At 55.2% G+C, this 22,253-nt stretch carries 16 protein-coding genes and 1 pseudogene; 4 read left to right on the plus strand and 13 right to left on the minus strand.

From position 1 onward, the window contains the following. Window positions 1-57: 57 nt before the first annotated feature. Together preA and JCM17844_RS00695 are read right to left on the minus strand one after the other, a co-directional pair. Window positions 58-1,338: an NAD-dependent dihydropyrimidine dehydrogenase subunit PreA gene (gene preA / locus JCM17844_RS00690; protein ID WP_149999216.1), complete on the minus strand. Its 1,281-nt coding sequence runs from the start codon at window positions 1,336-1,338 to the stop codon at window positions 58-60. Window positions 1,339-1,340: 2 nt separating this feature from the next. After that, window positions 1,341-2,702: an NAD(P)-dependent oxidoreductase gene (locus JCM17844_RS00695; protein ID WP_149999217.1), complete on the minus strand. Its 1,362-nt coding sequence runs from the start codon at window positions 2,700-2,702 to the stop codon at window positions 1,341-1,343. A gap of 403 nt (window positions 2,703-3,105) precedes the next feature. On the opposite strand from JCM17844_RS00695, the gene JCM17844_RS13945 reads away from it, so the two are divergent. From JCM17844_RS13945 to JCM17844_RS00710, 4 genes are all read left to right on the plus strand, one after another. Next, a complete protein-coding gene (locus JCM17844_RS13945; protein ID WP_210431067.1) occupies window positions 3,106-3,759 on the plus strand; it encodes a TonB-dependent receptor in 654 nt (217 codons plus the stop codon). After that, window positions 3,750-5,414, plus strand: coding sequence for a TonB-dependent receptor (locus JCM17844_RS00700; protein WP_210431068.1), 1,665 nt, complete (start codon window positions 3,750-3,752; stop codon window positions 5,412-5,414). The genes JCM17844_RS13945 and JCM17844_RS00700 overlap by 10 nt, the downstream gene beginning before the upstream one ends. 617 nt (window positions 5,415-6,031) lie before the next feature. Beyond that, a complete protein-coding gene (locus JCM17844_RS00705) occupies window positions 6,032-9,409 on the plus strand; it encodes a TonB-dependent receptor (protein ID WP_149999218.1) in 3,378 nt (1,125 codons plus the stop codon). A 165-nt stretch (window positions 9,410-9,574) separates the two neighbouring features. After that, entirely contained in the window at window positions 9,575-11,746 is a 2,172-nt protein-coding gene (locus JCM17844_RS00710; RefSeq protein WP_149999219.1) for a methyl-accepting chemotaxis protein, read from the plus strand. A gap of 142 nt (window positions 11,747-11,888) precedes the next feature. On the opposite strand, the gene JCM17844_RS00715 is transcribed toward JCM17844_RS00710, so the two are convergent. From JCM17844_RS00715 to ilvD, 11 genes and pseudogenes are all read right to left on the minus strand, one after another. Next, on the minus strand, window positions 11,889-12,401 hold the full coding sequence (locus JCM17844_RS00715; RefSeq protein ID WP_210431069.1) for a lipid-binding SYLF domain-containing protein: 513 nt from the start codon (window positions 12,399-12,401) through the stop codon (window positions 11,889-11,891). Window positions 12,402-12,480: 79 nt separating this feature from the next. Then, window positions 12,481-13,821: a homoserine dehydrogenase gene (locus tag JCM17844_RS00720; protein ID WP_149999220.1), complete on the minus strand. Its 1,341-nt coding sequence runs from the start codon at window positions 13,819-13,821 to the stop codon at window positions 12,481-12,483. A 55-nt stretch (window positions 13,822-13,876) separates the two neighbouring features. Then, on the minus strand, window positions 13,877-14,047 hold the full coding sequence (locus tag JCM17844_RS13950; RefSeq protein WP_210431070.1) for a hypothetical protein: 171 nt from the start codon (window positions 14,045-14,047) through the stop codon (window positions 13,877-13,879). Continuing rightward, window positions 14,044-14,940 carry a 3-isopropylmalate dehydrogenase gene (gene leuB, locus JCM17844_RS00725; RefSeq protein WP_149999221.1) on the minus strand — a complete coding sequence of 299 codons (897 nt, stop codon included), beginning with the start codon at window positions 14,938-14,940 and terminating at the stop codon, window positions 14,044-14,046. The genes JCM17844_RS13950 and leuB overlap by 4 nt, the downstream gene beginning before the upstream one ends. Before the next feature lie 12 nt (window positions 14,941-14,952). Next, window positions 14,953-15,918 (minus strand): branched-chain amino acid transaminase, encoded by a 966-nt coding sequence (locus JCM17844_RS00730; protein WP_371863772.1) that lies wholly within the window; start codon window positions 15,916-15,918, stop codon window positions 14,953-14,955. Next, window positions 15,915-16,745, minus strand: coding sequence for a homocitrate synthase/isopropylmalate synthase family protein (locus JCM17844_RS13955; RefSeq protein ID WP_210431071.1), 831 nt, complete (start codon window positions 16,743-16,745; stop codon window positions 15,915-15,917). The genes JCM17844_RS00730 and JCM17844_RS13955 overlap by 4 nt, the downstream gene beginning before the upstream one ends. Further along, window positions 16,742-17,491 (minus strand): hydroxymethylglutaryl-CoA lyase-like TIM-barrel protein, encoded by a 750-nt coding sequence (locus JCM17844_RS13960; protein WP_210431072.1) that lies wholly within the window; start codon window positions 17,489-17,491, stop codon window positions 16,742-16,744. Before JCM17844_RS13960 ends, JCM17844_RS13955 begins: the two co-directional genes overlap by 4 nt. Beyond that, window positions 17,488-17,823 carry an ACT domain-containing protein gene (locus tag JCM17844_RS00740; protein ID WP_149999223.1) on the minus strand — a complete coding sequence of 112 codons (336 nt, stop codon included), beginning with the start codon at window positions 17,821-17,823 and terminating at the stop codon, window positions 17,488-17,490. The genes JCM17844_RS13960 and JCM17844_RS00740 overlap by 4 nt, the downstream gene beginning before the upstream one ends. Then, window positions 17,820-19,531 (minus strand): annotated as a pseudogene (ilvG, locus tag JCM17844_RS00745) (acetolactate synthase 2 catalytic subunit). Before ilvG ends, JCM17844_RS00740 begins: the two are co-directional and overlap by 4 nt. Next, window positions 19,528-20,544: a ketol-acid reductoisomerase gene (gene ilvC / locus JCM17844_RS00750; protein ID WP_149999224.1), complete on the minus strand. Its 1,017-nt coding sequence runs from the start codon at window positions 20,542-20,544 to the stop codon at window positions 19,528-19,530. The pseudogene ilvG and the gene ilvC overlap by 4 nt, the downstream one beginning before the upstream one ends. A 4-nt stretch (window positions 20,545-20,548) precedes the next feature. Then, a complete protein-coding gene (gene ilvD / locus JCM17844_RS00755; protein WP_149999225.1) occupies window positions 20,549-22,237 on the minus strand; it encodes a dihydroxy-acid dehydratase in 1,689 nt (562 codons plus the stop codon). Window positions 22,238-22,253: the final 16 nt, after the last annotated feature.

A 22,253-nucleotide genomic window follows, 5' to 3' on the forward strand; every position in this document is an offset into this window, starting at 1 on the left:
CTTCCCCAAAATTAAAGGCGGTCTTCCATATATGGACGGGCCATTATGGTTGGCGCCTTATTCTGCTGCGGCTTTATTGGCCGGATTTTTTGGATGGTCGGGCCATGTCAGGACAGGCAAGCCGTTGTTCACCTCTTCCATGTTGATACATCCATCCACCGGGCAGACATGCTGGCACAGATTACAGCCAACACAGTCGTCATCAATCACCACAAAGCGCCGTCCGCCACCATCTTTGGCTTCGATACGAATGGCTTGATGCGAGGTATCCTCACAGGCGATATGGCAGCGGCCACATTCAATGCAGCTTTCTTCATCGATCCGGGCTTTCAGATCGAAGTTCATATTCAGTTCGTTCCAATTGACGGTGTTGGGGATCGCCTTGCCGCGGAAATCATCCAGCGTGCGATAGCCCTTTTCATCCATCCAGTTGGATAGCCCGTCAATCATATCTTCCACGATGCGGAAGCCATAAAGCATCGCCGACGTGCAGACTTGCACACCGGAAGCGCCAAGGGCGATGAATTCCGCCGCATCGCGCCATGTATTGATGCCGCCAATGGCCGAGATTTCCAGATCGCGGGTTTGATGATTGCGGGCGATTTCCGCCACCATATTGAGCGCAATGGGTTTTACCGCCGAACCGCAATAACCGCCATGGGTGCCCTTGTTGTCAATCATCGGATTGGGGGCCATATGGTCCAGATTCACCGAAATGATGGAATTAACCGTATTGATCAAAGATACCGCATGGGCACCGCCCTGAAGCGCAGCTTCGGCAGGCACCAAAATATCGGTGATATTGGGGGTGAGTTTGGTGAAGACCGGAATATCCACCACTTCGCGCACCCAGCGGGTGGTTTTTTCCACCATTTCCGGCACCTGACCGATGGCGGACCCCATGCCCCGCTCGCACATGCCGTGCGGACAGCCCAGATTCAGCTCGATCCCGTGAACGCCGGATGCGGCGATGCGGATGGCCAGATCTTTCCATGCCCGTTCTTCCATCACCGCCATCATCGAGCCGATGATCACCCGGTCGGGCCATTCGCGGCGACATTCTTCGATTTCGCGCAGATTGACCGCCAAGGGCCGGTCGGAAATCAGCTCATTATTGTTGATGCCAAGGGTTGCACCCTTGAAATCCTTGTGCAGCCCGTAACGGCTGGTCACATTCACCACGGGCGGATCTTCCCCCAGCGTTTTCCATACCACGCCGCCCCAGCCTTTCTCGAAGGCCCGCACCACATTGTATTTTTTATCTGTCGGGGGCGCAGAGGCCAGCCAGAAGGGATTGATGCTGGGAATTCCGGCGATTGTACATGAAAGATCGGCCATGATCAGACCCTTTCCACTGATTGTGCGGCCAAAGCCTGATGAACGGCTTCGGCGGCGCGCTTTCCATCTTCAACGGCTTGCACCGTGAGATCTTCGCCCGTTGAAACACAGTCTCCACCCGCATAGACGCCGTCAAGGGATGTGCGATAATCAGGCCCGATTTGAATTTTGCCGTTTTCTGCCGCCAGCCCATCAAGTCCCATGGGGCGCAATTTCTGGCCGATGGCTTTCAGCACATGATCGGCGGGCAAACGGTAGACTTCGCCGGTGCCTTGCAGGCGTCCGCCATTGAGGGTGGTTTTTTCAAATACGATGCTTTCCACCCGGTCATTGCCTTCAATGGCACTGGGACGCGACCAGAGCCGGATCTGCACATCATTGAGCCGGGCAAGATTGCGTTCAAAACCGGTGGCGCTCATGGCATCTTCGCCGCGCCGATAAACAAGGGTAACACTTTCTGCCCCAAGTTTTTTCGCCTGAATGGCAGCATCAATGGCGGTATTGCCGCCGCCGATGACCACCACCGTGCGGCCCACGGAGACTTTGGATTTCGGTTTTGTCTGGCGCAGGGTTTCAATGAAGCTCAGCGCATCTTCCACGCCTTCCAGTTCTTCGCCGGCGATAGCAAGCCGGGCCGCGCCCCCAAGGCCAATGCCGATAAATACTACGTCATAGGCCTGACGCAGGGCTTCAAGCTGGATATCTTCACCCAAAGCCCGGCCATACCGAATTTTGATGCCGCCGATGCCCAACAGAAATGCAACTTCGCGCTGGGCGAAATCATCCACCATTTTATATTCCGCCAGCCCATATTCATTCAATCCGCCGGGCTTGAGGCGCGATTCATAAATGGTGATATCATGGCCCAGCATGGCCGCCCGATGCGCGAAGGCAAGACCTGCAGGGCCTGCCCCCACCACTGCAATGGATCGTCCGGTGGCAGCGGCGCGTTGAAAGGGATGGGGTGCGCCGGCATGGGTCTGTTCAATCAGATGATCAACGGCATGGCGTTGCAGATCACCGATCTGGATGGGTTTGTCTTCCCCTTTGTTCAGCACGCAGGCTTCTTCGCATAGCACTTCTGTGGGGCAGGCGCGGGCGCAGGTGCCGCCCATGATGTTTTCAGAAAGGATGGTTTGCGCAGAACCTTCCAGATTGCCTGACCGGATCTGGTGGATGAAGGTGGGAATATCGATCCCTGTGGGGCAGGCGCGGATGCACGGCGCATCATAACAATAAAGGCAGCGACTGGCTTCGGTGACAGCCGCACCGGAAGTCAATGCGGGATGAAGATCACGGAATGCTGCGTCGATCTTTTCCGCGCGTGATGGGGAAGATGGGCGGTTCGGTCTACTGGCAGTCATGCTCTTTCCTCGACGGCTTTGGGGCGAACAGTGGGCAAGGGCGGATTGCTTTTTCGACGATCCATTATGGATTGCCATTGTCTTATGGACCCATGCTTTCGAAGCCATGGATACAGCATTGAACAAGTTTTTGGCCTATTCAAGAAATTTTTGGCCATTTGATCAGAAAATTACGCAAGAGCATTGCCAGTCTCACGCTTTCGGGGCCGGGGGATCTTTTCATGCCGGAGCGATTGCGCATGGTCGTCTTTGCGGTATACCTTTTGCTTCTTGATAAAATTATTGCTGAAAGATAAAGAAACATTACGGTCCATCCGGGAAGTCTATCAGGGCTGCGGCGCGTGATTATTTTGCACCAGTCAAATTGCGAATGCCGCCAAAACAATTCATGGGAGAAAACGCTATGAAGACAGTTGTTTCGCGGCATGCCTTGCGCAGCGCGCTATTGGGATCGGTTGCATCCGCCAGCCTGTCCGTTGCCAGTCTGGCCTTTACAGGCGGGGCCATGGCCCAGGACGATCAGGCGTCCGACGCGCCGAAGGTCTTTACCTTGGAAGAAATTGTCGTGACGGCGCAGCGCCGGTCGGAAGGGGTATATTCGACGCCCATGGCCATCACGGCTCTTTCCGGCGACGAAATGGCCATGCGCGGCCTTGACAGCGTGTCGGATATCGACCGCGCCGTTCCCAATTTGAACGTCACCCGCTTCGGGGTCGGCAATCCCGCCCATGCGGCTATTTTCATTCGCGGCATTGGCTTGCAAGATCATATCATCACCACCGATCCGGGCGTTGGCGTATATGTGGACGGGGTGTATCTTGGCCGCCAGATGGGCGCCAATCTTAACCTCACCAATGTGGAACGCATCGAGGTTTTGCGCGGTCCGCAAGGCACGCTTTATGGCCGGAACACCATCGGTGGTGCGGTGAATATCATCACCAAGAAACCGGGTGATGAAGAAACCTTCCAGTTTGAAATCCAGGCCGGTACGCGTGCCCGTGTTGCTGGTAATTTCTATGGAAACTTCAAATTGGCAGACAATCTGGCATGTCGGTGACCGGGAATATCACCCGGCGTGACGGATTTGGCAAAGCGCTCAATATCGTTGAGCCGACGCGGGAAATCGGCGAATTGTTCGAGGCATCGGGGCGCGTGGCGATCGACTGGAAAGCCAGCGACCGCCTGTCTTTGATGTGGACTGCCGATGCGGTTCAGGGGGAAAATGGACAATCACCCTCCACAGCGGAAATCATTCCCGGCCTTGATCGTCCCGGCGTGTTCGCGGAAACCGGCCTTGGCTTCTTTACCGATCCCATCGGTCCGGCTGTTGATCTGCCCGGTGGCCCCATCAGCGCTGGCGATATTACGGCCGATCCCGATGATACCAACACCGCCGAGGGCAATCTGCTCAATCAGTCCAATTCGGGGTTCGGCACTTCTTTGACGGCTGATTTCCTTATTGATGACAATCTCAGCTTCAAGATTTTGGGCAGCTATCGTTATTCGGATTATACGGGCGGCCTGGACGATGAAACCGCCTTCCAGGATTTCCAATCCTTCCCCGAAGAAGGCGAGGCGGACCAGTTCTCCTTTGAAGCCCAGTTGAACGGCGAATATGGCAAGTTCGATTTCGTGACGGCGTTTTATTATTTCCGCGAGGAAGGGGACACTTTCTCCGGCCCCAATACCTTCATCACGCCGGGCGATACCTTTGACATCAACCAGACAACCAACAGCTATGCCGGGTTTGCCCATGTGGGCTATCAGGTTACAGATCGGCTGAAACTGGCCGGTGGTATTCGCTATACCTATGATAAAAAGAGTGCCGATGCCCTGTTCACCAACTTCCCATGGTTCTTGCCGGCCCCCGATGGAACGGGCGATGGCAATCCGGGATCGGCGCAGCGTGTGTTCCGTTCGGAAAACTGGAACGAGGTCACTTGGGATGCATCCGCAACCTTTGATCTGACCGATAATCTGAATGTTTATTATGCGGAATCGAAAGGCTATCAAAGTGGTGGCTTCCCGCCGCGTCCGTTCGGTGGTCCGAATACTTTTGTGGATTTCGATCCCACGATTGCCCGCAATCATGAACTGGGTTTCAAGGGCCGTCCGTTCGATTTCATGCAGTCTTCTGTCGCGGTGTTCTTTACTGAATATACCGATTTGGCCTTGCCGTTCTCCAGCCCATCCCCTGCCGGCTTCGTGACCATCACCGCCAATGCCGGGAAGTCGGAAGCGTTGGGGTTCGAGTTCGAGAATACCTTGCAGTTCGGCGGTTTCAGCCTTCAGACCTCGGTGGGCTATCTGGATAGTGAAATCAAACGCATCGAGCCGGGCACCGTTGGCGTGGCTGTGGGCGATACACCGTCCCTGACACCGGAATGGACTGTGAATGTTGGGCCGCAATATCAGTATTTCATGGGCAATGGCGATTTGATCACCATGCGGGCTGATTATTCCTATCGCAGTTCCATGTTCGGCCAGTCGGTCAATAATGAACAGAACAAGCTGGATGCTCGCGATCTGGTGAATTTCTCAATCCGCTATGAAAATGCGGCGAACAACTGGTCAGCCACCATCTACGGCGACAATGTATTCAATGAACAATATGATGTGGGCCGTCTGGACCAGGCATTTTCCGGTTTCACCGAGATTATCCGCAATAATGATCGCAGCGAATTCGGGGTGAAATTCTCCAAGCGCTTCTGAGCACTTCTGCATAGCCCCCGTCAGGGGTGACGAATCAACGGCCCGGCCTTTTTTATAAAGGGCCGGGTCTTCTTTTGTGTTTTTGGCTCATTTATTGGCGGTTTTTGGCCGGGTTCCGGTGGGGAGGGGCGGTGGTTTCGAGCCTATCCATGACTGTGGGAATTTGGCAACAGATGCTGAGAAATTGCGATGTCTGGGGTGGGAGGCTCAAGAAAATGAAACCGATTTCAATGAAAAGGCCCGTTGCGCCACATTTTTCTAAAACGAGAGGATATAGGGTTTGTAACATTCTATAAAACAACAAAAAAATGCTTTTTTGTTTTCCATCTGGTTTATTTTCACGCCATTTTTCGCGAAAATGTTGTCTTGCATCGCCATCAAATAGGGCGCGTGCCGGTAATAAGAGGCATAGAAAAGTCGTTGTATGTGGGGATAGTTAGACGATAGGTTGCCCAAACGGTTATAAAAATAATGCAGCCGTTAGATCGGAATGTTGGCATGTCATGGATCTGTAAAAAAAATCTGCGCATGGTCCATTCATCGGCCACGGGGACATTTCGTGTTCGTTCGTAAAAGTTCTCACGACACGACGTATCAAGCAGGAGGAAAACGTCCAAATGAACGGGTTCAGGAAAAACTATATGGGGGCGGCAAAGGCTTTGCTTTTGCTCACGTCCTCAGTGCCGGCCATGATGGTCGTGCAACAGGTGGAGGCGCAGCAAACGACCTCTGCCATTCAAGGTGCGGTCACATCGCCAAATGGTGACGCCGTATCTGGCGCGCGTGTCACCATCACCAATACGCGCACCGGGCGGTCAGCGACCGGCACCACGGCGGGGCAAGGGCGTTTTTCCTTCTCCGGATTGGAAGTGGGTGGTCCTTACACGGTTCTGATCGAATCCGACCGCTATCAAACGGAACAGATCGAGGGCGTGTTTATCAGCCTGTCTTCTGCCGCCAATCTGAATATTCAGCTGAGCTCCGGCGATATCGAAGAGATCGTGATTACGGCCGCGGCCTCTGTTGTGACGCAATTGGCCTTGGGTCCGAGCGCTGCATTCGGGCTTGATACGCTTGAAAACTTCCCGTCCATCGACCGCGATATCCGCGATATGATCCGCATCGATCCGCGCGTCACTATTGATGGCGGCAATAATGACAGCATCAGCTGTCTTGGCGGCAATAACCGCTTCAACAGCTTCACCATTGATGGTGTGCGGACCTCTGATAGCTTTGGCTTGAATGCCTCGGGCTTCCCCAGCCGTAACAATATGCCAATTCCCTTCGACGCCGTTCGGGAAACGGCCGTTGAGTTCGCACCTTTCGATGTGGAATATGGCTCCTTTACCGGCTGTAACATCAATGTGGTGACCAAATCCGGTGATAATGAATTCCACGGCTCTGCCTTTGGCGTGTTCAACTCCGGCGGTTTGACCGGTTCCAAAATTGATGGGCGACAGGCTCGTGAGGGTGGTTTCCGCGATTGGAACTGGGGCGCAACGCTTGGTGGACCGATCATCAAAGACAAGCTGTGGTTCTTCGGTGCCTATGAAGAAGTGCAAGATGGCGGCGTGATCGTTGATACCGGCCCGTCCGGTGCGGGCTTTGCGCAGGAACTGGATTTCCTGACCGAAGCAATGGCCGATAGCATCGCCAATACGCTTGAAACCGTTTACGATCGCGATACGTTGGGCGTTGCCCGCAATCTTCCTGATGAAAGCCGCCGTATTCTTGGCCGCTTGGATTGGCAAATCACAGATGATCATCGCGCTTCCTTTACCTATTCCCGTTTGCGGGAAGAGCGTCAGGATCCCGATGATGCCTTCACCCGGTTTACGGATTTCACCTTCCTCGACAATTTTGAAATTGAAGGGTCGGAAACGGAATCCTATTCGGCTCGGGTGTTCTCCAACTGGACGGACAATTTCTCAACGGAAATCCGGGCATCGCGCATTGATATCACCGATATCCAAGGCCCGGTCGGTGGCGGGGAAGCACAAGATGCAAATCCCATTCCGCGTATTGAAATTCTCAATGTGGTCAATCCTGCCAATGGGGCAAGCGGGTCCATCGTTAGTGGCCCCGGTTTCAGCCGCTCTGCCAATGATCTGAAAGTTCAAACGGACCAATTGAAGTTCAAAGCCAATTATCTGTGGGGAGATCATTATTTCACCGCTGGCTATGAACTGGATCAGCTGGATGTGTTCAACCTGTTTGCACAGGATGCAACGGGAACAATTACCTTCGATGGCCTTGAAAATTTCCAAGCCGGAATTGCCCGCAATATTTCAGGGAGCGGTTCCTTTACCGGCGATATCAATGATGCGGCGGCGGAATTCAGCCGTTCCATTCACACGCTTTATGTTCAGGATGAATGGGAAGCGCTGAACGGTCTTACACTTCAATTCGGGCTGCGCTACGATTGGTATGCTTCCAGCGATCGTCCGCTGCGCAATCCAAAGTTTGAAGAAAAGTTCGGCTTCGATAATACGCAGGCTTTCAACGGGCTTGATATCTTGCAGCCACGCTTTGGCTTTAGCTATGATGCCGGTGAAACCCTTTGGGGTGATACGCAATTCCGCGGTGGTGTTGGTATCTTCTCCGGCGGTGATCCGACCGTGTGGTTCGCCAATAACTTCCAGAATTTCGGCGGTGCCATCGGTACGGTTAATACGCGATTTGGAACGTCACCAAGTTGTACGGATGCGGACCTTCAAGTTCTTGATGCCAATGGTAATTTCACGGGTGTTCCAAATTGTATCACGCAAGACCAGATTGCTCAGGCAACGGGCAATAATGGTACTGTGAATGCGGTTGACCCTGATTTCAGCATTCCGTCGCTGGTTCGTTTCAATGCTGGCTTTTCGCATTATACGGACTTTGATAATGTGGCAGGCGGGTTCTTTGACGACTGGAATCTCCAGTTTGACCTGATCTACAGCAAGCGTCGCAATGCACCGGATTTCGTGAATCTGGCGCTGACACCGACAGGCGAATTGGCACCGGATGGCCGCCCGATCTTCAGCCCGATCAATCCGCTTCTGCCCGGCTGTAATGCCACGTTCAATGGCGATCTTCGGGGTGGCTTCTCCAATGTCGATCTGGCGGCTTGTGCGTCTGGTGGCGATGATGAAGATATCGTTCTCACCAATGTGGATGGTAAAGACGGCAGCTCAACCACAGCGTCTGTCATTCTGTCCAAGCTGTTCGAGCATGACATGTTCAACGTACCTGGTTCGGTTAACCTGACGTTCGGTTATGCTTATACAGATGCGTCGGAAGTGAACCCGTCCACCAGCTCTACGGCCTCTTCCAACTTTGAAGAAGTCGCGGTCAGTGTCATCAACCAACCACCTTTGGGGCCATCGCAATTCGCCAACAAGCATAATATTACGGTTGCGGCGAGCGTGACTGAAGAGTTCTTTGAAGGATTGCAGAGTACCTTCTCCATGTTCTTCAGTGCCCGGTCGGGCCGAGCCTTCAGCTATGTGTTCGATGCTGATGCAGATGAAGTCTTTGGTGATAGCGATGATGAAGCACGGCATCTTTTCTATGTGCCAACCGGCCCCAATGATCCCCGCGTGGATTTGAGCCAGTTGAGCGCCGAAGATCAGCAAGCCTTGTTTGATCTGATCGCAACCAGCGGCTTGAGCAAGTTTGCCGGTGAGATTGCACCGCGTAACCAGTTCCGCGATCCTTGGATCAAGGATATGGATATCCGCTTCTCGCAAGATCTGCCTGGCTTCTTCGGGAATGACAGCTTCGAAGTCTTTGTCGACATCGAAAACTTCCTGAACCTCATCGACAGTGGCTCGAATGTGTCGCGCCGGTTCGACCGAGGCAATGTGGGTGAAGGTGTTCCCATTCTTGGTGTGGGCTTGAGCGATGATGGTTCGCAGTTCGTTTTCCGTGATTTCGATCCGGGTCTGAACAATGACATTGATGTGAACAGCTCGCTTTGGGCCATTCAGTTCGGTGTGCGCTACCAATTCTGATCTGAAAGATCAGCTCAGTGATAAGAAGGCGGCTTCGGCCGCCTTTTTCTTTTTCACTCGCCTTTAAGTGTTATAAAATGAATTATTACAATATTTATTGTTTATTAATATATATTGCTATAGGGATAACGCCGAGGATGGGAGCGTTATTTAGGGTAGTTGAATATGAGTATTTCGGTTAAGACCATCCTGATTGCACTCGTTGCTCTTCTATCATGTGGGTTGATTGTCTTGGCAGGTACGGACCTGTCGTCTGCCTGGCGTGATAAGCAACGGGCAAATGAGTATCTCTCTATTAATCGCATCGGTCAGAATTTGCTGATTGCTGCGCAAAATTGGGCGGTGGAGCGTAGCGTCGTGAATACGGCGTTCGGCAGCGATAGTCCGATTACTCCTGAACGTACAGCAATTATCGATGCACGCCGTAAAACGGCGGATGCGGCTTATATGGCGGCGATAGATGCAGTGTCCAAACTGGATATGGAAGGCCATAAGACTGCGCTTTCAAATATTGCGCTTGCTTTTCGATCTGTGGAAAGCTTGCGTAACCGTGCCGATTATCAAATTCAGCAGGAAGCGGATCGCCGCGATGCGAGTGTAGGAGAAAGATGGGTTCCTACGATGATAGCATTGATCGCAAGCAGTAAGGATTTGGGGTTTGAGGTCAATCGAAAAATCTCCGACGCTGAAACCCTTTCCAATTTACTGGCCTTGCGGCATTTTTCATGGATCATGGGCGAGTATGCCGGGCGTGAACGTGCAATGATTGGCGCACATTTAGCAAGAAATTCCCCGATCGAATTTGAGGAATTGCAAATTCTGGAACGTTATCGTGGTCAGGTGGAGCTTGCATGGGAGCAGGTACAAACATTAACGCAGAACGATTTCGCAACGGATGATCTAGGCGCCTCAGTGGAAAATGCGAAGGAACATTTCTTCGATCGCTTTCATGATGTGCGCTCATCTGTTTATGAAGCGGGTATATCGGGACGGCCTTATTCGCTTTCAGGGGATCAATGGATTAAGCAATCCACGGATGCAATTGACACCTTGCTTGCGATTTCCGGCGAGGCTGCTTCCATAACAGAAGCTTATGCTCAAGAATTTGAGAGAACCAGCACATGGCGGTTTTTGACGGCCCTTTTTCTGGCGATTGCAACATTGTTTGTCTCTGGCGGGGGCATGTTCCTTATTTTGCGTCGGGTCGTGCGCCCGATTGGTCAGATGACTTCGGTGATGCATGAACTGGCCAATGGCAATAAAGATGTGACAGTCCCGCGTGCAGACCAGAAAGACGAAATCGGTCAAATGGCGCGGGCCGTTGAGGTGTTTCGGGAAAATGCCATCGAAAAGGAACGGCTTGATCAGGAGGCGAAAGAAGCCGCCGAACGCCAAGAGCAGGACCGATTGGCCCGTGAGGCGACGGAAAGGGAGGCTGCAGAGAAGGAGCTGGCCCGCGAACGCGCTGAAAACGAGGCACGGATGGCGAGAACCCAAAGGATCGAGAGCTTGATTTCCGGCTTCGAATCTAAAATTGCCAGTATTTTAAATACCTTGGCATCTGCTTCGACAGAGCTGGATTCCACAGCTGACACCCTTGTCGATACGGCATCCGTTTCAAATCGCGATAGTGCAGAAGTTGCGAACAACTCTGAAGAAACATCATCTACGGTACAGACGGTGGCTGCCGCCACGGAAGAACTGAGTGCGTCCATCAATGAAATCGTTCGCCAGGTCGATCGCGCTAAACAAGCGGCAGATAATGCTGTAGAGGAAAGCAATCGCTCGGATGTATCTGTGCAGGAATTGAATGCCAGTGCCGAAAAGATTGATGAAGTCCTTTCGTTCATTGTTGGAATTTCCGAACAGACCAATCTTCTGGCGTTGAATGCCACTATTGAAGCCGCACGGGCCGGTGAGGCCGGAAAAGGCTTTGCCGTGGTCGCCAGCGAGGTGAAAAATCTGGCAAAACAGACCGGCAGTGCAACGGAAGATATTGCAGGCCAGATTCGTGGTATGCGCGCGGCGATAGATGGCGCAGTTTTGGCCATTAGTAAAATTGCCAAATCCATTGATGAAATGGGGGCGATTGCTGTGGAAATTGCTTCGGCGGCGGAGCAGCAAAATGCTGCGACAGCTGATATTTCCACTGGTGCCCAGCGGGCGGCCCAATTGACCCATAATGTGACGGCGCGGATCAGAACAGTTGCGGAAGGAAGTCGTGAAACCGGGGCCGCAGCAGACCAAGTGAAAGCGGCGTCGAAAGAGCTTTCAGCCGTTTCAGAAGCGATCAAAGAGGATATCGAGAAATTCCTGCTGGATATCAAAGCAGCTTAAAGCTTTTGGCAGGACCGGAATAAAAAAGAAGGCGGTGTCGAGCCGCCTTCTTTCTATGAGTGTGATGGGGTCTTCGTTCAATCAGGGCTTTAATTGCGTTCAATACGCGACATTTTTGAGCCTTCAAGGGACAAATTATACATCAGCCCCTTATTGTTGAAGATGAAGCAAGGATCGGCGCATCGATATTGGTGCTATCAATGGAGCCGCCAGCCCCCACCGTGGCAACGGCAACGGAGCCATCCACGCCCACTTCCCATTTATCGCTTTTACGAAACGCATCAAGTTTTTCTGGCGCCATGAATAACAGGATCTGGCTGCGTACTTGCCCGCCAAGCTGAAGCCCGATGGACCCTGCTGCGGTGGAATAATAATCCACCGTTTTCCCATCGATCAAAAGCGCCCCCTCGCCATATTCGGCACCGATGCCAATTCCGGCCTTTTTGATGCTTGGAAAGACAAGCACAGCCGATGCTTTGGCAAGTAAGGAGTCTGCGCCGTTCACATCTTCGCGGAATTTGCTCATGACCTCGGTAACGCGGCGGTCGATTTTCTCTTTCGATGCCGCATGGGCTGTGAAAGTAGATATACCAACCAACAGACCGATAAGGCTCAACGCACCGGCCAATGTGCGCATGGTCTTTCCGATGGTCATATGAGATCCCCTTCTTGTTTGAATTGATTCAAAAAGCCAAGCACCGAAAAAAGGCCATTTCATGGACACGACGATGCAATCAAATGGGTTCGATACGCAGCATACATGGCTTTTCCAATACGGAAGAAAGGCCGGAAAAACGCTCAAGAACGGAAGCCATCCGCGATTCTGATGTTTCATGGGTGGTCATGATCAGATGCACGCTGTCATCGGAAGCGCGGGTTCGCTGGATCAGGCGTTCCACCGACACGCCTTCATCGCGCAGGGCCGAGGCAATGTCGGCCATGACACCGGTTTTATCGCTTACCCGCAGGCGGACATAAAATTCGCCTGTCCGTTCGCCGCTTTCCAAAAGGGGCAGGGGGGCGAGTTTGGACGCAGGCAGAGAAAAGGTGGAGCCGGTATTTCCCCGCGCCAATTCAATAAGGTCCGCCATCACGGCAGAGGCCGTGGGGCCAGCACCGGCCCCCAAACCTTCGATCATGCACGGGCCGACAAAATCGCCATGGGCTTCAATGGCGTTGGACGCCCCGCTGACCTTTGCCAGCGCTTCCGAGGCTTCCACCATCGAGGCATGAACCCGTTGATCGAGTTTTCCTTCTTTGGTCAGGCGGGAAATGCCCAACAGTTTGATGCGAAACCCCAGATCTTTGGCATAGGCAATGTCGATATCACTGATATTGCGAATACCTTCTATGGGCAAATCGTTCATGGTGGGCGGCGTGCCAAAGGCAAGGCTGGTGAGAATGGCGATTTTATGCGCCGTATCCACCCCGTCGATATCGAAGCTGGGATCGGCTTCCGCATAGCCAAGCGCCTGTGCTTTGGCCAAGGCATTCTCGAAACTTTCCCCGGTTTCTTCCATCATGGTAAGGATGTAATTGCCCGTGCCGTTCAAGATACCGTGCATGCGGTCGATACGGTTGGCCGCCAGCCCTTCCTTTATGGTTTTGACAATGGGGATGCCCCCCGCCACGGCGGCTTCAAACCGCAAAGATGCTCCGGTGCGCTCTGCCAAACTTGCCAATTCAGCCCCATGATGGGCGATCATCGCCTTATTGGCCGTCACAAAAGACAGGCCTTTGCCAAGGGCTGCGCGGGCAAGGGCCAGGGCGGGGCCATCGGACCCACCGATCAGTTCCACCACCACATCCACTTTATCGGGGTCGGCCATATCCACCGGATTGTCGCACCAGTGATAGGCGCTGATATCCACCTCGCGTTTTCTTTGTCTGTCCCGCGCGGTGACAGCGCCAATGGTAAATTCGCATCCGGACCGATTGGCGATCAGATCGCCGTTTTTCTCCAGAACGGCCAACAGGCCGCAGCCCACCGTGCCCAGACCGGCAATGCCCAGCTTGATCTGTTTTTTCGGTTTGTCGTCGTCTTCGGATCGGGTGTCGAGCACATTCTCGGTCATGATCTGTCTTTCGTATCAACGGGTAAAAAGCAGGGAAAAGCCGGATGAATGGGGCTTATTGGGCAGCAAAAGCCTTATCCAGCGCTTTTGTAACCGCACGGGCCATGTCCATGGTGCTGGCCGTGCCGCCCAGATCGGCTGTGGTCGCATGTCCCAGCGCATCGCCCACTGCCTTGCGTAAAAGCCGCCCTTCAGGTGCGCGGTTCAGGCTTGATTCCAGCATCATGCAATGCTTTCGATCATGCCGATGGGATTGGCTTTTCCTTGCCCTGCAATATCGGGGGCCGAGCCATGCACTGGTTCATAAAGTCCGGCACCGGTCGCTCCAAGAGAGGCAGACGGGATCAGCCCGATGGAGCCGGTCAACACACTGGCTTCATCGGTGAGAATGTCGCCAAACAGATTTTCCGTGACAATCACATCGAAATCCCGCGGGCGGGTAAGAAGATGCATGGTGGCGGCATCCACCAGCAAAATTTCCAGATCCAGATTTTTATAATGTTGCGCGATTATCTCTTCCGTCACGGCACGCCACAGGCGGCTGGTTTCCATCACATTGGCTTTGTCCACCAATGTCAGGCGTCCACGGCGGCTGGATGCCGCATCGGCGGCCAGACGCACCACCCGTTCGATTTCGGTGCGGCTATAGCGGCAAACATCATAGGCGGCATCGCCCTCGGTGCCTTTGTCGCCGAAATAAAGCCCTCCGGTCAGTTCGCGCACGAATAAAATGTCGCTGCCTTCAGCAATTTCACGCTTGATGGGGGACTGTTCAACGGCTTGCGGGCGCACGCGGATGGGGCGTAGATTGGCAAATACGCCCAAGGCGGCGCGCAGGGCCAAAAGCCCGGCTTCGGGGCGTTTGTCGCCGGGCAGGCCATGCCATTGCGGCCCTCCCACAGCCCCCAAAAGCACAGCATCGGCGCGGCGGGCCGCTTCCAGCGTTTGGGCGGGCATGGGCACGCCTGTGGCATCAATGGCGGCACCGCCAATGAGGCCGGTTTCATAGGAAATATCAAAATTGGTGGCGGTGGCCAGATGGTCGAGCACATGACAGCCGGCCTCGACCACTTCGGGGCCGATACCGTCGCCGGGCAAAAGCAATATACGATGTGACATGAAACCCTGACCCTATATGGCAGCAGAGGCGGGTTGAACGCTGGTTTTCACCGGGTCCAACCAGCCCCAGCGGTCTTCGGTTTGGCCATTGAACAACCCGAAGAAGGCGTCTTGGATTTGCCGTGTGATGGGGCGTTCGCCACTGCCAATGGAAAAGCGGTCAATGGAGCGGATAGGCGTTACTTCCGCCGCCGTTCCGGTGAAGAACATCTCGTCGCAGATATAGAGCATCTCACGCGGGATGGCCTGTTCCACAACCTCGATACCGCGATCTTTCGCCAAGGTGATAATGGTGTCGCGGGTGATGCCCGCAAGGATCGAGGCGGCAGCGGGGGGCGTGAAAAGCTTGCCCTTATGAACGACGAACAGGTTTTCGCCGGCCCCTTCGCTGACCAATCCATCGGTGCCAAGGCCGATACCTTCGGCAAAGCCGCGCGATTTGGCTTCCATGGAGATCAATTGGCTGGAAAGATAATTGCCCGCAGCCTTCAATCCGGTGGGAACCGTGTTGGGAGCCATGCGCTGCCAGCTTGCAATGCACACATCAATGCCGTCTGCCAAACCGCTTTCGCCCAGATAGGCACCCCAAGGGAATGCGGCGATGGCCACATCGATGGGGCTATCCAATCCGACAACGCCGATGGAGCCATAGCCCTTATAGGCGATGGGGCGGATATAGGCGCTGGCCAGTTCGTTGCTGGACAAAACGGTTTTGCAGGCCGCCGACAGCTCCTCATGGGTGAAGGGGATATCGATATGATACACCCGGCCCGATTGGAACATGCGGGTGATATGGTCGCCCAACCGAAAGACGCGCGGCCCATCGGGGGTTTCATAACAGCGGATGCCCTCGAACACAGCGGAGCCATAATGAAGCGCATGGGTGAGAATATGGGTGGTGGCGTTCTCCCAAGGGGTGAGAGAGCCGTTTTTCCATATGAAGCGGGTGGGAGTGAGGGCCATGATGGTCTTCCTTATGCGGACAGGGCGCGCGCGGATGAGGCGGGCGCGGTCGTTTTCGGATCGGGTTTTGCTTCGCGGATTAAACGATTGAGGGCATCCAGATAGGCTTTCGCTCCGGCATGGACGATGTCCGTATCCACACCGGAGCCATGCACGGAGACATCGTCATGCACAAGCCGGACATCTGACCAGCCTTGCGCGTCGGCCCCGGCGCCAATGGAACGCACGGAAAAATCCGCCAAAGTGGCCGAGGCTTTGGTGGCCCGCTTGATGGCTTTGAAGGCGGCATCTAATGGCCCATTGCCCATGGATGCCTCGCGTACGGCGCGGCCTGTATCATGGACCAGATGAACGGCGGCCATATGCAAGGCTCCGTCACCCGATCCGGTAGAAACTTGTAGGGTTTTCAAGTGCCATGGGCCTTGTGTGCCCATTTCCTTGCCCAAAATCAGCCCTTCAATATCGCTATTGGTGATGACTTTCTTGCGGTCAGCCAGCGTTTTGAAGGCTGTGAAGGCCTCGTCAATCTGGTCGGGGGAAAGGTCATGGCCCAAGGCGCGGGCGCGTTCGGCAAAGGCATGCCGCCCGCTGTGCTTGCCCAGTACCAATTGGCTTTTGGGCACGCCAATATCTTCGGGCTTCATGATCTCGTAGGTTTCCACATTCTTCAGGATGCCATCCTGATGAATACCGGATTCATGGGCAAAGGCATTTTCACCGACAATCGCTTTATTGCGCGGCACCGCATGGCCGGTAAGGCCGGACAGCAGCTTCGATACGCCATAAAGTTTCCTGGTGTTGATATCGGTTCCCAGCGCATAGCTGTCGGCACGGGTTTTCAATGCATGATGATTTCTTCGGTGGCGCAATTGCCCGCGCGTTCACCAATGCCGTTCATGGCACATTCCACCTGCCGTGCTCCGGCCCGCACCGCAGCCAGGGAATTGGCGACAGCCAAGCCCAGATCATCATGGCAATGGGCGGACAGCACCACATTTTCCGCGCCTTTTACTTTCAGACGCAGATCGGAAAACAGCCGATATATATCTTCCGGCGTGGCATAGCCCACCGTATCGGGGATATTGATGGTGCGCGCACCCGCCTCGATCACGGCAGAAAACACCTCGATGAGAAAATCAGGCTCGGTACGTAGCGCATCTTCGGCGCTGAACTCCACATCATCCACAAATGATCGTGCCATACGCACCGCTTCAACGGCACGGGCCAAAACGGTGGCCTTATCCATATTGAGCTTGTGTTCGCGGTGGATGGGGCTGGTGGCGATAAAGGTATGGATACGCTTTTTGGCGGCAGGGGCCACAGCCTCGGCGGTGGCGCGAATATCGCCTTCTACAGCGCGGGCCAGACCGCAGATGGTTGTCCCGGAGGTTTGGCGTGCGATGTCATTGACTGCACGGAAATCGCCCTTTGATGCGGCAGGAAATCCGGCTTCGATGATATCCACCCCCAATTCGGAAAGAGCACGGGCCATGCGAAGCTTTTGATCATGGTCCATGGAAAAACCCGGAGCCTGTTCACCATCGCGCAAGGTGGTGTCGAAAATCAGAACCTTGTCATTTGCAGTCATCGTACCGCTCCGATCGCATAATGTTGGCTTTGTGTTCCCGATGAGGTCCGGTTGCCAAGGGCCGTAACCGCTGCGGCAGCCAAAGGCTGCGTCTGTGTTTCTTGGGCAACCTCGCGCACGCAGATCAATTTGGCAAGATGCCGCACAAGGGTTTCTGCCGAGCCTGCATGGAGGGCTTTGCGCTGTGCAAGGATACGAACGGCCCGCTCTTCACAGTCGGTGCTGCGCATGGTCATGTCGCGCACGACCCAGCCACGTCGCTCGATGGTGCCAAGAACCCTTAGAAGTGCCCCGTGGGATGGATCGAGCATCAACAACATATTCAGGGTCATGGGGTCACCTCTTCTTGCATCATTTGGTGATTGTCGGCGCCGGGCGGCACAAGCGGCCACACATTGGCTTTGGAGTCGATTTGTACATGCATCAATGTCGGGCCATCGCTGCTCAACAAGCGTTTGATCGCAGCGGGCACGGATGCTTGCGTGCGGACTGTAAAGGCTTCCAGCCCGAAGGCGCGGGCCAGATCGGCGAAATCGGGATTGTCCGATAAATCGATCTCGCTGTAATTTCCGTCGAAAAACAGTTCCTGCCATTGGCGCACCATGCCCAGCGCCTGATTATCCAGCAGCACGATCTTCAAGGGCAGGTGATAGCGATTGAGTGTGGCCAGCTCCTGAAGATTCATCATGATAGAGCCATCGCCGGTGATGGTGACCACCTGCGCATCCGGTTCGGCATAAAGCGCGCCGATCCCTGCGGGGATGCCATACCCCATGGCCCCAAGGCCGCCAGAGGTCAGATGCGCTTCGGGGCGGGAAAAGCGGCAATGCTGCGCCGCCCACATCTGATGTTGTCCCACATCGCAGGTGACAATCAGATCGTCACCGGCGGCTTGGGACAAGTCTTTTAAAAGCGCAGGGGCATAAACCCCTTCGCCGGGGGCATCATAGGGCCATGCGTGGTTTTTTTTGTCTTGGGCGCAATCATCGATCCAGTCATTGATGGCCAAGGCACCGGGATGCAGGCTGTTCAGCATATGGGCAAGATCCCCCACAAGCCCGTGATCGGCCGTCTTGAGCTTGCTGATTTCCGTCCAGTCTCCATCCATGTGTAAAATGCGTGCATGGGGGGCAAAGCCTTCAAGACGGCCGGTGGCCCGATCATCAAAACGCGCCCCGCAGCAAATCAGAAGATCGCAATTCTGGACCGCCAGATTGGCGGCTTTGCTGCCATGCATCCCCAACATGCCGAGAAATTCCGGCGCATCCGTTGGCAGGGCGCCCAGCCTTTCAAGGTGGCAACAACAGGGATGGAGGTGCGGGCAATAAAGCGGCGCAGGGCGGTGGTGGCCTTTCCCAAAGCAATGCCGCCCCCTGCATAAACAAGGGGTCGCCGGGCCTTGCGGATCATGTCGGCCGCGCGCTCAAGGGCATCCTTATCGGCGCGGGGCAGGGGCATCGGCTCTCCATAAGGCGCGTTGGCCGGCACCACGACACTGGCCGCCACATCCTTTGGCAGATCAATCAAAACCGGACCGGGCCGGCCAGAAGCTGCAATGGCAAAGGCTTCCGCCACCACTTCGCCGATCTGCGCGGGATCGTCCAGAATGACACTATGTTTTACGATGGGCAGGGTGATGCCGAATATATCCACTTCTTGAAAGGCATCTGTGCCCATCAAGGGCCGCGCAACCTGGCCGGTGATGGCCACCATCGGCACGCTGTCGAGCCACGCATTGGCAAGGCCAGTGACCAGATTGGTGCCGCCGGGGCCAGATGTGGCAAGGCACACGCCAGGCTTGCCGGTAACGCGGGCATACGCATCGGCGGCAAAGGCAGCACCTTGTTCATGGCGGGTTAGAATATGGGTCAACTTTGAACCGGGAAGGGCATCATAAACCGGCATGATCGCCCCGCCGGGATAGCCGAAAACCACCTCCACCCCTTGCGCTTCCAAAGCGCGTACAAGCATATGCGCACCCGTGAAACGGTCTGTTTCCTGCATAGGAGGTGCCAAAGGGGCGGAGGCGGTGTGGGTCATGATGCTTGTTTTTCTGCGTTATGTTGAGGGTTCAACCAAGCCATGCGGGCGCGCAAGGCACTGCCGGTTTTCTCGATCGGATGATCCAGATCCTTTTGCTGCATCGCCTTGTAGCGCGGCAGGCCCGCTTGATTTTCCAAAATCCATTCGCGGGCAAAGGTGCCGTTTTCAATATCGGTAAGCACCGCTTTCATGCGTTCTTTGGTGCTGTCGTCCACCACCCGGGGGCCGGAGACGAAATCGCCATATTTTGCCGTTTCGGAAATGAAGCTGAGCATTTTGGCAAGGCCGCCTTCCTGCATCAGATCAACGATCAATTTCAGTTCATGCAGACATTCGAAATAGGCCACTTCCGGCTGGTATCCGGCTTCGGTCAGGGTTTCAAAGCCCTTCAAAACCAGTTCGCTCATGCCGCCGCACAGAACCGCCTGTTCGCCGAACAGATCGGTGATGGTTTCTTCGGGGAATGTGGTTTCCAGCACACCTGCATGGGTGCCGCCAAGGCCATGTGCATAGGCAAGGGCGCGGGCCTTTGCCGACCCCGTTGCATCTTGATGCACGGCCAAAAGGCAGGGGACACCGCGTCCGCGTTCATATTCGCGGCGCACCAGATCGCCCGGTGCCTTGGGGGCAATCATTACAACATCAATGCCTTCAGGTGGGGTGATGCGGCCATAATGGATGGAAAAGCCATGGGCGAACAGCAAGGTATCGCCTGGCTGCAAGGCATCGGAAATCACATCGCGGTACAGCGCTTCTTGGGACATATCGGGCGTGAGAATGGCGATCAGATCCGCCGCTTTTGCCGCATCAGCGGGCTCGGCCACATCATGGCCATCCTGCCGCGCCCTTTGCCAGCCCTTGCCGCCTTCACGCACGCCAACAACCACTTTATGGCCGCTGTCTTTGAGATTGCAGGCATGGGCGCGGCCTTGGCTGCCATAACCGATAATCGCAATGGTTTTGCCTTTGAGCGCGGTGTGGTCGACATCACTATCATGGAACATTTTCATGGATTCAGTCCTCTTGTGTTTGCATTTGCATGGCGGAGTAGGGAAACGCCGTCACGGCTCCTTCGGATGCGGAAGAAACGAGACGCGCATATTTTGCATAAGTGCCGGTCCAGACCGCGGGTGGCGGGGCTTTCCAGCCGATGCGGCGGGCCGCAAGATCGGCTTCCACATCGAGGCGGCGGTTGGTGACATCAATGGTGATGGGGTCGCCTTCTTCCAAAAGACCGATGGGCCCGCCGGTGGCCGCTTCGGGGGCCACATGCCCGACCATGAAGCCGTGGGTGGCACCGGAAAAGCGGCCATCGGTGATCAGTGCCACATCATTGCCAAGCCCTTGACCTTGAATGGCGGCGGTAACGGCCAACATCTCGCGCATGCCGGGGCCGCCTTTCGGTCCTTCATTGCGGATCACCACCACATCGCCAGCCTTGATCTTTCCATCCTGCACCGCTTGGAAGGCGGCCTCTTCGCCATCGAATATCCGGGCCGGGCCGGTGAAGCTGTCGCGGTCATGACCCGCCAGCTTGACGATGGCCCCTTCAGGGGCAAGGGAGCCGCGCAAAATGGCAAAGCCGCCGCGTGGTTTGAACGGATTGTCTGCGGTGCGGACCACCTCTTGCCCTTGGGTTTCGGGGGCCTTTTCTATTTCCGCAAACAGGTTTTTGCCGCTGACGGTGGGGCCATCGGACAACAGGCCCGCTTCCATCAAACGCCGCGCCACAAGCGCTGTGCCGCCTGCTTCACTCATTTCCACCGCCGAAAACCGGCCGCCCGGTTTGAGATCGGTGATCACCGGTGTGCGCGTTGAAATTTCGTCAAAGCGATCAATGGGCATGGTGATGCCGGCTTCCCGCGCAATAGCCAGAAGATGCAGCACCAGATTGGTGGATCCTGCGGTGCCTGCGCCAATGGTGGCGGCATTTTCAATGCTTTCGCGGGTGATCAGGCTGCTGGGACGAATGTCCTTGTTGACCATATCCATCAGCAGTTTGCCGCAACGGTTCGCCGCCGCCGGTTTTTCGGGGTCGGTGGCGGGAATGTCATTGGCTCCCATGGGTGAAAGACCAAGCATGGTCAGGGCCATGGCCATGGTGTTGGCGGTGAATTGGCCACCGCAGGCCCCGGCACCGGGGCAGGCCACCCGCTCGATCTCATCCAGCTCGGATTGTTCGATTTTTCCCGCTGCGCGTGCGCCAACGGCTTCGAACACCTCTTGAACCGTGATGAAGGCCCCCTTATGTCTGCCTGGATGTATGGAGCCGCCATACAAAATGATGCCGGGCAAATCGAGACGCGCAAGCGCCATTGCTGCCGCCGGAATGGTTTTGTCACAGCCGACAAGCACCGCGACCGCATCAAGACAATGACCACGAACCGCAAGTTCAATGGAGTCAGCGATCACTTCACGGGAAATCAAAGAGGCGCGCATCCCCGGCGTTCCCATAGCGATGCCATCGGTAACAGCGATGGTGTTGAACTCGACCGGGGTTCCACCCGCTTCGCGGATACCGTCTTTCAAGGGCAGGGCTAGGGTGCGCAGATGCAGATTGCAGGGCGAAACATCCGTCCATGTACTGACCACGCCCACCATGGGCCGCGCCAAAGCCTCGTCGTCCATGCCGGTGGCACGCAACATGGCACGGGCCGGGGCTTGGGATGTGATTGCATCACTTGGTCGTTTTTTGTCCGTCATCTTTCGTCCTTGGGCA

Source organism: Iodidimonas gelatinilytica, assembly GCF_008579125.1.
Lineage (GTDB): Bacteria > Pseudomonadota > Alphaproteobacteria > Sphingomonadales > Rhodothalassiaceae > Iodidimonas > Iodidimonas muriae.

Coding starts and splice junctions, on each gene's coding strand:
- preA (WP_149999216.1), bottom strand. CDS start 1,338: ATGGCCGATCTTTCATGTACAATCGCCGGAATTCCCAGCATCAATCCC.
- JCM17844_RS00695 (WP_149999217.1), bottom strand. CDS start 2,702: ATGACTGCCAGTAGACCGAACCGCCCATCTTCCCCATCACGCGCGGAA.
- JCM17844_RS13945 (WP_210431067.1), top strand. CDS start 3,106: ATGAAGACAGTTGTTTCGCGGCATGCCTTGCGCAGCGCGCTATTGGGA.
- JCM17844_RS00700 (WP_210431068.1), top strand. CDS start 3,750: ATGTCGGTGACCGGGAATATCACCCGGCGTGACGGATTTGGCAAAGCG.
- JCM17844_RS00705 (WP_149999218.1), top strand. CDS start 6,032: ATGAACGGGTTCAGGAAAAACTATATGGGGGCGGCAAAGGCTTTGCTT.
- JCM17844_RS00710 (WP_149999219.1), top strand. CDS start 9,575: ATGAGTATTTCGGTTAAGACCATCCTGATTGCACTCGTTGCTCTTCTA.
- JCM17844_RS00715 (WP_210431069.1), bottom strand. CDS start 12,401: ATGACCATCGGAAAGACCATGCGCACATTGGCCGGTGCGTTGAGCCTT.
- JCM17844_RS00720 (WP_149999220.1), bottom strand. CDS start 13,821: ATGACCGAGAATGTGCTCGACACCCGATCCGAAGACGACGACAAACCG.
- JCM17844_RS13950 (WP_210431070.1), bottom strand. CDS start 14,047: ATGATGCTGGAATCAAGCCTGAACCGCGCACCTGAAGGGCGGCTTTTA.
- leuB (WP_149999221.1), bottom strand. CDS start 14,940: ATGTCACATCGTATATTGCTTTTGCCCGGCGACGGTATCGGCCCCGAA.
- JCM17844_RS13960 (WP_210431072.1), bottom strand. CDS start 17,491: ATGACTGCAAATGACAAGGTTCTGATTTTCGACACCACCTTGCGCGAT.
- JCM17844_RS00740 (WP_149999223.1), bottom strand. CDS start 17,823: ATGACCCTGAATATGTTGTTGATGCTCGATCCATCCCACGGGGCACTT.
- ilvC (WP_149999224.1), bottom strand. CDS start 20,544: ATGAAAATGTTCCATGATAGTGATGTCGACCACACCGCGCTCAAAGGC.
- ilvD (WP_149999225.1), bottom strand. CDS start 22,237: ATGACGGACAAAAAACGACCAAGTGATGCAATCACATCCCAAGCCCCG.